Origin of the sequence: Microvirga sp. GCM10011540 (assembly GCF_042650665.1) — a bacterium.
Taxonomy (GTDB): domain Bacteria; phylum Pseudomonadota; class Alphaproteobacteria; order Rhizobiales; family Beijerinckiaceae; genus Microvirga; species Microvirga lenta.
In genome coordinates, this window is the sequence record NZ_JBHSBQ010000106.1 from 1 (window position 1) to 13,042 (window position 13,042).

The window sequence follows — 13,042 nt, forward strand, 5'->3', positions numbered from 1 at the left end:
ATCAGAGGCTCGGGCTGCTGACCTGCCGCGGTGGCTGACCTGGTACAATCAGCAGCGCCCGCATGGTAGTCTCAGCCGACGAACACCGGCTCAGGCCCTCGCCGGAACAACCTGATCAGAACTCACAACTAGCCAGGACCAAACATCTGACAAATGCGGCAACCCTTGCCTCTACACATGAAAAGCTAGGCGGGGCTAGATCCAGTCTTCACAAGGAAAGGCCTGCTCACCCGCCGCTGCCGAGTAGATGAACAGGCCTTCTAGTTCCGGGCGCCCGAGGATGTCTAACAGGCTCCTTCTAAACAATGGAGGAGGTGCAAAGCAGGTTTCAGCTTGGCAAAAGAAAATCTCAGCCTCTGCCAAGGTGGAATATCGAGGATCCAAAAGCTGTCGATGGGAACAATAGAACCCTCGCGATTCCACCAGATCAAGCTTGGCTAGGTTCCTGGTCTGTCAATAAAAGGTCAGGCGTCAGCTCTGTGTGAGGGCGCACGTGCAGTTTGGCATCTTAGCGGTAGCTGTTGAGGTGCTGCGAGCGTGTGCGCAGCAAGCGCCTCGGCCGGTGCCGCAAAGGGATCCCTCTGGCCGGGGCGCACTTTTGTATGCACATGAATGCGGCCGGATCGGCGGTGCGGCTTAATCGATAAGGTCACAATGTCTGATCACGATACTACACTCAATCCGGCTGGCTTAGGTGCGTGGGCCCCCTCAGCGGCACCACCGCATGATCTTCAGGAGGGCTCTAGGAGGGCTCTGACACGGGAACTGAAGTGGAGCCGCCGAAGGCGTGACCGGCGATCTCATTCAAGCGCCTGCGGTCGCAAGTTACCATTGGTTCGTCACTTCTGCGCTGAAGACTTAGCGTCCGGCCGGAGATCAGGTGGCGCGGAACGTTCAAGGTGTTGTGAAACACAGCCTGAGCCGAAGGAAGTGCTGAGCTGATCCGGCCTGTGTGAAGAGGCACAGCACCTGATGTGTGTTCTCGGCGCATCATAGACCATTCATCCTGGTGCGAACGTCTTCAGGGTCTCTTCTAACGGCCTGGTGTCGCCACCATAGGTGACGGAGTGCCCAAGTACGTCCGACCAGATGGCTGCAATGGCCGTGCCAGTAAGCCGGTCGGGCACGACAGCGGTGGTGGGCCTACCGAGACAGCGGGGCCGCCGGAAGAGCTCGGCAGCAGAAAGATTGGTAATGTCCCGATGGTCCACCAGCGATAGCCCCAGACTACCAACCAGCATTAAGTACACCCGATACTCCTGGAGCGGAACCTTCAAGCTGGCGTCGCTGTCCATGAAGTAGGCTGTCCGAAGGATGGTCACGGGAATCTCAAATTGCTCGATCAAGCGCTCCACGGAGTACTAGCCCGCAGAATGGAGGACTTTCGTGTAGAGGTTGCTGTGGAACGAACACTGAGAGGCAGACACTCCGCTCCATACCCGGTTCGAGGGGTGCTGAAGTTGCGCGGACCGACCACTGTGATGCCGCCGATTTATACCACCACATCGGGTCATCCCATGTCTCCGGTTCCGCTTTTGAGTTCCTGTAATAGCGGCCCAGGGACGAGGCGTTCAGCCTGGATCTCGTCCTAAAGGATATCAAGATCGAAACTCTATTCCTGTCGTTCTACTTGCACGCCCCAGGATCTTGCTGAATAAAGCAGTTGACGGCTTTCTTAACGGAGGCCTAACATTGCAGTATGAGCCTCAAGTTGCCGATTATTCTGATCGGTGCGCGCAGGTTATCGGGCGCGTCAGGTCAAGTCTTGAGCAGTGCCCTCACTGAGGCGCGCCAGGGATGACTGCGCTCTCCCGAAATCAGGTGGTCCTCAAGCCGGCTGTCGCGTCCAAGGGTGGAATCGTCGCGGCACAGAACAGAGTGGCAGCCGAGATCGGGAGCGAGGTTCTAGAGAGTGGCGGCGATGCTGTAGATGCGGCTGTAGCCACATCGTTTGCCCTCGGAGTTCTTGAACCATGGATGAGCGGTCCCGCAGGTGGCGGGGCAATGGTTATCTGGAGGGCCGAGGAAGCAAAGGCCTATTCTGTTCACTACGGCATGCGCTCTCCAGCCGACTTGGATCCTGCTGACTACCCATTATCGGCATCAGGAACTGCCTCCGATCTTTTCCCCTGGAAATCGGTTATCGACGATCGCAATGTAGAAGGGGCATCAGCAGTTGCCGTTCCCGGAACCGTCGATGGCATAGGAATAGCTCATGAACGTTTCGGCCGAGTGCCGTGGCAGGACCTTCTGAGACCAGCTGCCGTTTCTGCCCGTCGCGGCTTTCAAATCGACTGGTACGCCTCGCTGATAATCGCATCGGCGGCGCGTTCTCTTGCTAAGGACCCTGACGCTGCTATGCTTTTCCTTGAGGATGGGCAGTGGCCGCCTGTCCCTCCCTGGACGGCGCTCGATGAGCGCCGGATCAAGAATCCCACGATGGCCGATACAATTGACCATTTGGCTGCGGAAGGCTTTCGGGAATTTTATGACGGTGACGTTGCGAAGCAGCTTTCATCGGATGTACAAGCCAAGGGAGGCTCGCTGTCTTTAGACGATCTTCGCGCCTACCATGCAGAAATCCGGCCGGCCGCCCTCGTCCCTTATCGCAACGGCGGCTTCTATCTTGCACCGGACCTAACGGCAGGCCCGACCTTTGCCGCCGTACTTCATCATCTTACCGAGAATCTGGCATCGCCGTGTGGGGATCCCGACAGTCAGGCCTACTGCGTCTATGCGGATGCTGTCGACGCCGCATACCGGACCCGCCTGGCGGAAGCGGGCGACAATGAAGCACCGCGCAATCCCGCCTGTACGACGCATTTCTCTGTAGTGGATCGTCATGGTAACATGGTTGCTATGACGCAGACACTTCTCTCTGTCTTCGGTTCGAGGGTTGTCTCCCCCTCGACGGGCCTTCTACTTAACAACGGCATCATGTGGTTCGATCCTGAGCCTGGGCACCCGAACTCGCTCGCGCCGGCAAAGCGCTGCCTGATGAATGTGTGCCCGGTCATCGGGGAAATGGAAGAAACCCGCTTCGCGATCGGTGCCTCCGGTGGGCGCAAGATCCTTCCTGCTGTCGTGCAGATCTCATCTTTTCTGATGGATTACCGGATGAGCCTTGAGGAAGCCTTCCACCAGCCGCGCATTGATCTCAGTGGTGGTCCGGCACTCGTCGCTGACGATAGGTTGCCTCACGCAATAATTGAGGCACTGTCGGCTCGGAGACGGGTTCTGACTACGAAACATACGGTTTATCCGAATGCCTTCGCCTGTCCGATTGGAGTGATGCGCAGAGGCGAAATCAATTACGGCGCAAGCGAAATCATGTCGCCTTGGGCCGATGCAGTGTCAGAGAAGCACGCGGGAGGTGCGGCATGACGGGCCCTGTCCCGGCAGATCTTCGGACCGGCGCATGTGCCCGGATCTCTTCGTCAAGCTGGGGCTACAATTCAAGTGGAAAGGAGCAACGCGAATGATGCAGCTTCAATATATCGGTAGCTCAGTGCTGACTGGAGGCTTCCGGAGGTATACTTTGGTAGCGACGGTCGCGCTGGCGGCGTTAACCACGACCCCCGTGGCTGCTCAGGAGATCCGCGCAGTCATGCATTCCGGCCTGCGGGTACTCGATCCAATCATCACGACTGCGCATATCACCCGCAACCATGGCTACATGATCTACGACACCCTACTTGGTGTGGACGAGAACATGAAACCGCAGCCACAGATGGCAGACTGGAAGGTTTCTGATGACCAGCTGACCTACACCTTCACTCTTCGCGACGACTTGAAATTCCATGATGGAAAGCCGGTCACGGCAGCGGACGTGGTGGCATCATTGAACCGCTGGGGAAAGCGTGACACCGCCGGCCAGATGTTGATGAACTATACGCAGAGCCTTGAGGCGAAGGATGACAAGACAGTCGTCCTGAAGCTCAAGGAGCCGTTCGCCTATGTCATCGACCTGATCGCCAAGCCTTCTGCGGTGCCAGCCTTTATCATGCCGGCGCGCATCGCTCAGACGCCAGGTACGGAAGCGATCAAGGAGCATATCGGCTCCGGTCCTTTCCGCTTCGTAGAGAGCGAGTATCAGCCAGGCGTGCAGGTCGTTTATGAAAAATTTGAGGACTACGTGCCGCGTAAGGAGCCGGCGAGCTGGACGGCAGGCGGCAAGGTTGTGAAGGTGAACCGAGTCGTTTGGGTGAATACACCTGACGCGCAGACAGCCATAAACGCGCTGAATTCTGGCGAAATCGACTATATTGAGCAGCCGCAGATAGACCTCCTTCCACTCCTGACGGCAAACGATGAGGTCACAGTCGACACCCTAAACCCGCTTGGTTATCAGACGATGGCCCGGCTGAATTTCCTACATCCTCCCTTCGACAATCCGAAGATTCGCCGTGCTGCTCTCTATGCGCTGGAGCAAAAGCCTGTATTAGGGGCTTTGATTGGCAATCCGGAATATTATTCGGTCTGCGGCTCGATGTACGGCTGCGGTACTCCCCTTGCGACGGATGCTGGCGCCGAGCCCATCCTGACAGAGAATAACACAGACGAGGCTAAGAAACTTCTTAAGGAGGCCGGCTATGATGGTACTCCTGTCGTCATCATGCAGCCGACGGACGTCACATCGGTCAGCCCGCAGCCCGTCATCGGGGCGCAGCTACTTCGCGATGCCGGCTTCAAAGTCGATCTCCAACCGATGGACTGGCAGACTCTGGTGACGCGCCGCGCAAGCCAGTCCGCTCCATCGCAGGGCGGCTGGAACATGTTCTTCACCAACTGGGTCATTCCCGAAGTCTGGAATCCCATCGTCAATCCTATGCTGAACAGCGGTGGGGCGAAGCAAGCATGGTTCGGCTGGCCGGACGATCCGAAGCTTGATGAGATGAGGATCAACTTTGCGAAAGCGAAGACCGACGAGGAGCGCAAGAAGATCGCTGCTGAGATCCAGAAGCACGCCTATGAAACCGTCAACTACATCCCGCTCGGCGAGTATGTTCCACCGTCGGCATGGAGCGATAAGCTTTCCGGAGTTCTGAAATCGCCGATTCCGACTTTCTGGAACATCACTAAAAAGGAGTAAGATTAGATCACTGATGCCCCACGCTTCTGGCGCTGACGTCCGTCAGCGCCAGAAGATCCGACCTCTGAGGGCAAGGACCCAAAATGTTCGGCTACTTCCTTCGCCGCATACTCGCAGCGATACCAGTTATGGCCGTCGTGGCTCTATTCGTCTTCCTGCTTCTGCGGTTGACCCCCGGTGACCCGGCAGCAATCATTGCCGGCGACATGGCGACACCGGAGCAACTGGAGCGGATTCGCGTCACTCTCGGCCTACACCAACCAATCCATGTGCAATTTATCACATGGGTCCAGCGACTCCTGAGCGGCGACTTTGGAGTATCGCTGCTGTCGAACAAGCCGGTCACGACTCTGATTTCTCAGAGGCTAGAGCCGACGATCAGCCTTGCGCTCCTGACCATTTTTCTTACGATTATTATCTCGGTTCCTATGGGAGTCCTGGCCGCGTGGCGGCATGGAAGCTGGATCGATAACATGGTGATGAGCGCTTCGGTACTGGGCTTCTCGATCCCAGTATTTGTCATCGGGTACATCCTGATCCAGATCTTTGCGCTTAACCTTAGCCTCTTTCCAGTCCAAGGTTTCACTAGCATTTCGAAGGGTGTGGTTCCCTTCCTTGAACGGGCTATTCTGCCAGCCCTGACGCTCGCATCTGTGTACATCGCGCTCATCGCCCGGATGACGCGGGCTGCTATGCTTGACGTGCTGGGTGAAGACTACGTCCGCACAGCTCGGGCTAAGGGCCTTGACGAGAAGATTGTTCTCTTCCGTCACGCTCTCCGAAATGCAGCGGTGCCCATTCTCACGGTTATCGGTACAGGCTTTGCCCTGATGATATCAGGAGTCGTTGTCACTGAAAGCGTCTTCAACATACCGGGCTTAGGTCGGCTGACAGTCGACGCAATCCTTGCTCGCGACTACCCGGTAATTCAGGGCCTAATCCTATTCACTAGCGGTATCTACGTTCTCATCAATCTCCTGATAGATCTCTCCTATGCATTCTTGGACCCGAGGATCCGATACTGATGGCGACCAGTGTTGAGAGACATGTAGAGCCGGTGGTACGCCGACGATTTCTCCCAAGGATCGAGGTACAAGGAATTGGCTTTGCAGCCACCCTCGCCGGCGTTTGTCTACTCATTATCGTCCTGATGGGAGTTCTTGCGCCGCTGATTGCAACTCATGACCCGATTCAAATGGATCCAACCCAACGCTTGAAACCTGCGAGCGACGCCTTTCTCTTGGGTACAGATGCATACGGCCGTGACCTCTTCTCGCGCATCGTCTATGGCGCGCGCATCTCGCTAATCGTTGGCGTTGGCGCAGCCATCATCAGTGTCGTCATTGGGTTGCCCCTCGGGCTGTTGGCAGGATTTTTCCGAATTCTCGATGCGATCCTGATGCGTATCATGGACGGGTTGATGGCGATCCCGAGTATCTTGCTGGCGATTGCAGTCGTTTCTCTCGCTGGGGCCAGTCTTTGGACTGTGCTCATCGCGATCACCATTCCGGAGATACCGCGAGTCGTGAGGCTGGTCCGTTCTGTCGTCTTGAGCGCACGCGAAGAACCTTACGTGGAAGCCGCAATTGCCGTCGGAAGTAGTCTGCCCAAGGTCATGTGGCGTCACCTTGTTCCGAGCACGCTCGCGCCTCTGATCGTGCAGGGTACTTACATCTGCGCCTCTGCCATTCTGATTGAGGCGATTCTATCCTTCCTGGGCGCCGGTATCGGAACGGAGACACCGTCCTGGGGCAACATTATGTCAGAAGGGCGCGTGTACTTTCAGTTGAAGCCCTCGCTCATTTTCTGGCCCGGACTTGTCCTCTCAATCTGCATTCTTTCGATCAATCTTCTCGGGGATACGGCCCGCGACCTGCTCGACCCACGCCTCAAGCAGCGTGGGGGCGCCAAATGAGCGAGGTCACCATGGAACGATCAGGTCCTGTTTTGAGGATCGAGGATCTCACCGTTGAGACCAGCGGGGCTCGTCCGGCACCAATTCTTAACGGGATCTCGCTTGAGATCAGAAGTGGCGAGACGGTTTGCCTTGTTGGAGAAAGCGGCTCTGGTAAGTCGGTCACGTCCCTCGCGACGATGGGACTGCTCCCGAAATCAGCACTCGCGGTTCGCGAAGGGCGCATTCTTCTCGAAGGTGAAGACCTTCTTCGAGCTGGCTCTGCACGGCTGAAAGATCTGCGCGCAACACGCATGTCAATGATCTTTCAGGAGCCGATGATGGCTCTCAACCCCGTCCTCACCGTGGGCTATCAGATCGAAGAGGTTCTTCAGGCACATTCCAACCTCAGCTCCCTGGAACAGCGCCAGCTGGTCATGGAAATGATGGAGCACGTCCATCTGCCTGATGTGAAACGAATCTACGGCTCCTATCCTCATCAGCTGTCGGGTGGTCAGCGCCAGCGCATTATGATTGCTATGGCCCTGATCCTTAGGCCGAAGCTGCTAATCGCAGATGAGCCTACGACCGCACTCGACGTAACAACCCAGAAGCAGATCCTGAGACTCATCCGTGAATTACAGGGCGATCTCGGCACCTCTGTTCTCTTCATCACCCACGATATGGGCGTTGTCGCCGATATCGCCGACCGGGTCTGCGTCATGCACAATGGTCGCATAGTGGAGGAGGGGTCGACGGAGACAATTCTGCGCACTCCCAGAGAGGACTACACACGCGACCTGCTGACAGCCGTTCCAGCGCTAGCACCGCGTTTGCCGCGCAATGAGACCAGTCGCGAGGCGATCCTGGAGATCGTGGATCTAGTGAAGATCTACAGCACGAAATCGCTCTTCAAACCCCGCCAAGAGACGGTCGCTGCCGAGAAGGTTAATCTTACACTCAAGCGCGGTCGGACTCTGGGCATAGTCGGCGAGAGTGGGTCTGGCAAGTCCACTGTGGCGCGCTGCGCCATGCGGCTGATTGAGCCGACATCCGGGAGCATCCGGGTTGCCGGACAGGAGATCTCCAGCCTTTCCCGCAGCGCTCTTCATCCCTATCGCAAGCGGATTCAGATGATCTTCCAGGATCCAAATAGGTCTCTAAATCCGCGGCGGACAGTCGGTGAGAGCATCACCGAAGGCCCGGTGAATTACGGTATGTCCAAACTGGACGCTAGCGCCAAGGCTAAGGAGCTTCTTGAGCTCGTCGGTCTCCCGGCCGACGTGATCGACCGTCATCCGCATCAGTTCTCCGGCGGCCAGCGTCAGCGCATCGCCATTGCAAGGGCACTCGCTATGGAGCCTGACGTGCTTGTCGCGGACGAGGCAGTATCAGCGCTCGACGTTTCGGTACAGGCACAAGTATTGGATCTCTTGGATGATCTCCAAGAGCGCCTTAAGGTTGCGATTCTCTTTATCACTCATGATCTTCGCGTCGCAGCCCAGATCTGCGACGATGTCGCCGTCATGCAGAAGGGCCGCGTGGTCGAATATGGCCCCGCTGAACGCGTCCTGCAGTATCCGCAGCAGGACTACACGCGCGAGTTGTTGGACGCGGCTCCTGGGAAAGGCTGGGACTTTCCCAACTTCCGCCCCCTCCCCTCGGCGAGTACGCCAATCGAATCTTTCAAGCAGTGAGACGACCCATGAGTGGACTACGCGTCGCTGTTGGCGGCTTTATGCACGAGACCAACACATTCGCCCCCAGCAAGGCCGGAATTGATGCGTTCATCGAGGGCGGCGGATGGCCCAGCCTGAGCGAAGGCCCTGCCCTGATCAAGGCTACTCGCAACGTCAATATGGGCATATGCGGCTTCGTCGAGGTGGCTGAGGCACAAGGCTGGGATACAGTGCCCACCCTCTGGTGCGCCGCAAGTCCCTCGGCCCACGTTACCAAAGATGCCTTCGAGATTCTCACAAGCCGATTACTGGAAGGGATACGGTGCGCGGGCCACCTCGACGGCGTCTATCTCGATCTTCATGGCGCGATGGTCGCCGAGCACGTGGATGATGGGGAAGGGGAAATCCTGATGCGCGTTCGCGATGTGATCGGCCCCGATGTACCCCTTATCGCGAGCTTGGATCTGCATGCGAATGTGACACAGCGTATGTTCGACATGGCCGATGCGTTGATCGCTTACCGGACATATCCGCACGTTGATATGTCGGAGACAGGTCGGCGCTCCGCGCTCTACTTGAGGAGGCTTATGAGGGGACAGCGCGACGCTAAGGCGTTCCGACAAGTTCCGTTCCTGATCCCGATTGCATGGCAATGTACCTCGATGGAGCCAGGAAGGAGCCTCTATGCTGGACTTTCGGCTTTGGAGGAGCGCGGCATCGGGTCGGCTTCCCTGCTGATGGGATTTCCGGCCGCTGATTTTTCTGATTGCGGCCCATCTATCGTCGTCTACGCCTCAAGTCAGGAGGTTGCGGATGAAACGGCTGACGATTTGCTCCACGCCGTGGCCGAGCAGGAAAGCGCCTTCTCCGGCCGCGTGTATTCGCCGAGAGAGGGCGTGCTCCAGGCCATGAAGCTTTCTGACAACGCCAGCCGGCCAGTCGTCATAGCGGATACCCAGGATAATCCAGGCGCCGGCGGGAACTCCGATACGACTGGCATGCTGCGCGCGCTCGTTGAAGCCGATGCCAAGCGAGCTGCGATTGGAGCGATTGTGGATCCGCTAGCCGCGGCCAAGGCCCATGAGGCTGGGATTGGCGCGCATATTTGGCTGTCTCTCGGCGGCAAGTCCGGTATTGAGGGCGATGCGCCGCTCGAAGCGGACTACGTTGTGGAGGCTCTATCGGACGGTCGCTTGACGGCCTCTGGACCCTTTTATGGAGGAGCTCGGATGCAGCTCGGACCATCCGCCTGCCTTCGGCTCGGCGGTGTTCGGATTGTTGTGGCATCGCGCAAGGCGCAGATGGCGGACCAGGAGATGTATCGCTTTGTCGGTATCGAGCCCAAACAGCAGGCGATCCTCGTTAACAAGAGTTCGGTGCATTTTCGCGCCGATTTTGAACCCATCGCCGAGGCCATTCTCGTCTGTGCCGCGCCCGGCCCGATGCCGGTAGATCCTGCCACCCTGCCCTTCACACGCTTACGGAAAGGAATGCGACTTTCCCCAAACGGACCATTTTTCGACGAACGACGTTCGCTCCAATCGACCATGCACAAGGACCTCAGTCATGTCAGTACTGCCCCGGATCGAAGAATTTACGACTGACCTCACGGCTATCAGGCATGACCTGCATGCTCATCCGGAGATCGGCTTTGAGGAGAAACGCACCTCGGGAATTGTCGCAGGAAAGCTGGAAGAGTGGGGCGTAGAGGTCCATCGGGGGATCGGTGGCACGGGCGTGGTCGGGGTTTTGAGAGGCAACCACGAGGGCACGGGCCGAATCGGACTTCGCGCTGACATGGACGCGCTGCCGATGGATGAATTCACCAATCTGCCCTACCGCTCGACAATCCCGGGGCGGTTCCATGGCTGTGGACATGACGGCCACACGACGATGCTGCTGGGCGCAGCACGCTATCTCGCCGAAACGCGCGATTTTGCAGGCACTGCGATATTCATCTTCCAGCCGGCTGAGGAGGGACTCGGCGGCGCGCGCGCTATGCTTTCTGATAAGCTGTTCGAGCGGTTTCCATGTGACGAGATCTATGGGCTTCATAACACGCCGGATCTGGAACCAGGCCAAGTCGCCATCTTTCCTGGCAAAGCGATGGCCGGTGCAAGCTTTTTCGACATCGCGATCACCGGCAGCGGCAGTCATGGTGCGATGCCCCACATGTCTCGGGATCCAATAATTGTTGCAACCGCTCTGTCGCAGGCTTTACAGAGCATCGTCAGCCGCAACGTGAATCCACTTCAGTCTGCGGTTCTATCTATTACCCAGATTCATTCTGGATCTGCCTACAACGTGGTTCCGGAGAAAGCTTCTTTGGCGGGAACTATCCGCTTCTTTGATGATGTCGTCGGTAACTTAATGCGTACGCGACTAGAGAAGGTTGCTGCCGGAATTGCAGAGTCCTTTGAAGTTCAGATTGACGTCAACATACGCGACATCTTCTCGGTTCTGGAAAACCATGAGACAGAGACCGCTGCTTTCGCCGAAGCTGCTCGGGAAATCGTTGGGACCGAAAATGTCCTGACAGACCCAGCCCCCGTGATGGGTAGCGAGGATTTTGCGGACATGCTGCAAGTGGTGCCGGGAGCCTATTGCTGGGTCGGTCACGCAGGGACCGTACCATTGCATAACCCGGCCTTCGTTCTGGATGATGGTATCTTACCGGTTGGTGCGAGCCTTCTGGCGCGCATCGTGGAAAAGCGGCTGCGGGCATGATGGACCGCAACTGGCTGAAGAGCGGAAAGAAGTGCAATGGACGCGAAAACTCCTACCTTGAACCTCAGCCTTGATCTCCACCAGATGCTTGACGGCCTCCGACGATGGGTTGAATGCGAAAGCCCAACCTTCGAAGTTGAGGCAGTAAATCGCATGATGTCACTGGCGGCCAATGATCTCACGGACATGGGCGCCACTGTAGAGCGGATTGCTGGTCCAACCGGGCTCGGCGACTGCCTGAGAGCTTCGTTTCCACACCCGCGCCGGGGCGAGCCCGGCGTGCTTATCATGGCTCATCTTGATACAGTCCATCCAGTTGGCACGCTGGAGAAACTGCCGTTCCGCGTTGATGGCAACCGCTGCTACGGTCCCGGCATTCTCGATATGAAGGGCGGCACCTTCGCCGCATTACAAGCCGTACGTGCCTTGGCTGATGCTGCCTTCGAGACGCCTCTTCCGGTCTATGTACTACTCACCTCAGATGAGGAGATTGGCAGCCCCGGTACGCGACCACTGATCGAGGCGGAGGCAAAGCGTCATAAGTATGTCCTTGTGCCGGAGCCTGCTAAAGAGGACAATGGTGTGGTATCAGGGCGTTACGCCATTGCTCGGTTCAATTTGACTGCGCAAGGCCGGCCGAGTCACGCTGGAGCAGCGCTCAAGAAAGGACGCTCCGCAATCCGTGAGATGGCCCAGCAAATTCTGGCTATCGAGGATATGACAGACGACGATTGCACCTTTAGCGTAGGCGTCGTCCACGGTGGGCAGTGGGTAAACTGCGTCTCAACGGAGTGCAGAGCAGAGGCACTTAGCATGGCAAAGCGCCAGGTTGACCTGGATCGTGGTGTAGCGCGAATGCTCGATCGGAACGAGACTCACGAAGATGGAACCGGCTTCCTGGTTGAACTGGGTGTGGTGCGGCCGGTTTGGGAGCCGAATGAGGGGACGATGGCGCTCTTCGCCCAAGCCGAGGCAGCCGCATCAAGCTTGGGCTTAAGTCTGACTCATGGAAGTGCCGGCGGTGGATCTGATGGCAATTTCACAGGCGCCTTGGGGATTCCTACCCTCGATGGCCTTGGTCTCAGTGGCGATGGCTATCACACACTGGAAGAGCATATTATTGTCGACAGTCTTCTTCAGCGCACCCAGCTGATGGCTGGTCTTCTCATAAGGCTTAGCGAAAGTGAGACTGAGCGTTAATTCTCTAGGGCGTTGTCAGGGTAGACGTTCTAGCGCAGTCTTCAGATGGCACCTGCACGTTGACCGGCGTGGCCGGATGAAGGCACATGGGAGACTCATTGCATGTCCGCCACCGTTTTCCTCCGGAGGCGATCAGTTTTGCGGCTTAGCTCTAACTCCGCTTCCCCTAAACCTGCGGATGGTAGAGAAGGTGTTGGCGTCCCGCGGGATTGAGGTCGGCCACGAAATGGTTCGCTGCTGGACTGAGAAGTCTCGTGGGGAACGGCCCATCAATGTCCCGATGTTATCCAGCATGAGGATGAGGTTGTGGTCATCATTGCTGCCTAGAGGGTGTCTGGAAATTCGGGTGGTTCCCATCTGAAGGGGCATGACAGCCCTTAGCTACGACACCGACCTGAGCGATGCGGAGTGGGCGATCCTGGCGCCCCTCCTGGCCCCTACGACCCGCCG

At 57.5% G+C, this 13,042-nt stretch carries 10 protein-coding genes; 9 read left to right on the forward strand and 1 reads right to left on the reverse strand.

Features of this window, described 5'->3' with window-relative positions:
* The first annotated feature begins 22 nt into the window (after window positions 1-22).
* Window positions 23-115 (forward strand): integrase core domain-containing protein, encoded by a 93-nt coding sequence (locus tag ACFOYU_RS16065; protein WP_377034378.1) that lies wholly within the window; start codon window positions 23-25, stop codon window positions 113-115.
* Between the two features lie 886 nt (window positions 116-1,001).
* Here the strand turns inward: ACFOYU_RS16065 and ACFOYU_RS16070 are convergent.
* A complete protein-coding gene (locus tag ACFOYU_RS16070) occupies window positions 1,002-1,346 on the reverse strand; it encodes an NmrA family NAD(P)-binding protein (RefSeq protein WP_377034370.1) in 345 nt (114 codons plus the stop codon).
* Window positions 1,347-1,797: 451 nt separating this feature from the next.
* Between ACFOYU_RS16070 and ACFOYU_RS16075 the strand changes: the two genes are divergently transcribed.
* From ACFOYU_RS16075 to ACFOYU_RS16110, 8 genes are all read left to right on the forward strand, one after another.
* On the forward strand, window positions 1,798-3,384 hold the full coding sequence (locus tag ACFOYU_RS16075) for a gamma-glutamyltransferase (protein ID WP_377034371.1): 1,587 nt from the start codon (window positions 1,798-1,800) through the stop codon (window positions 3,382-3,384).
* A 97-nt stretch (window positions 3,385-3,481) separates the two neighbouring features.
* The gene (locus tag ACFOYU_RS16080) at window positions 3,482-5,092 is read left to right on the forward strand and encodes an ABC transporter substrate-binding protein (RefSeq protein WP_377034379.1); all 1,611 of its coding nucleotides are present in this window, start codon (window positions 3,482-3,484) and stop codon (window positions 5,090-5,092) included.
* Between the two features lie 83 nt (window positions 5,093-5,175).
* Entirely contained in the window at window positions 5,176-6,117 is a 942-nt protein-coding gene (locus tag ACFOYU_RS16085; protein ID WP_377034372.1) for an ABC transporter permease, read from the forward strand.
* The gene (locus ACFOYU_RS16090) at window positions 6,117-7,007 is read left to right on the forward strand and encodes an ABC transporter permease (protein WP_377034373.1); all 891 of its coding nucleotides are present in this window, start codon (window positions 6,117-6,119) and stop codon (window positions 7,005-7,007) included. Before ACFOYU_RS16085 ends, ACFOYU_RS16090 begins: the two co-directional genes overlap by 1 nt.
* Window positions 7,004-8,683: an ABC transporter ATP-binding protein gene (locus ACFOYU_RS16095; protein WP_377034374.1), complete on the forward strand. Its 1,680-nt coding sequence runs from the start codon at window positions 7,004-7,006 to the stop codon at window positions 8,681-8,683. Before ACFOYU_RS16090 ends, ACFOYU_RS16095 begins: the two co-directional genes overlap by 4 nt.
* Before the next feature lie 8 nt (window positions 8,684-8,691).
* Window positions 8,692-10,269 carry a M81 family metallopeptidase gene (locus ACFOYU_RS16100; protein WP_377034375.1) on the forward strand — a complete coding sequence of 526 codons (1,578 nt, stop codon included), beginning with the start codon at window positions 8,692-8,694 and terminating at the stop codon, window positions 10,267-10,269.
* Window positions 10,232-11,392: a M20 aminoacylase family protein gene (locus ACFOYU_RS16105; RefSeq protein WP_377034376.1), complete on the forward strand. Its 1,161-nt coding sequence runs from the start codon at window positions 10,232-10,234 to the stop codon at window positions 11,390-11,392. Before ACFOYU_RS16100 ends, ACFOYU_RS16105 begins: the two co-directional genes overlap by 38 nt.
* A gap of 36 nt (window positions 11,393-11,428) precedes the next feature.
* Window positions 11,429-12,592, forward strand: coding sequence for a M20/M25/M40 family metallo-hydrolase (locus ACFOYU_RS16110; protein ID WP_377034377.1), 1,164 nt, complete (start codon window positions 11,429-11,431; stop codon window positions 12,590-12,592).
* Window positions 12,593-13,042 lie beyond the last annotated feature (450 nt).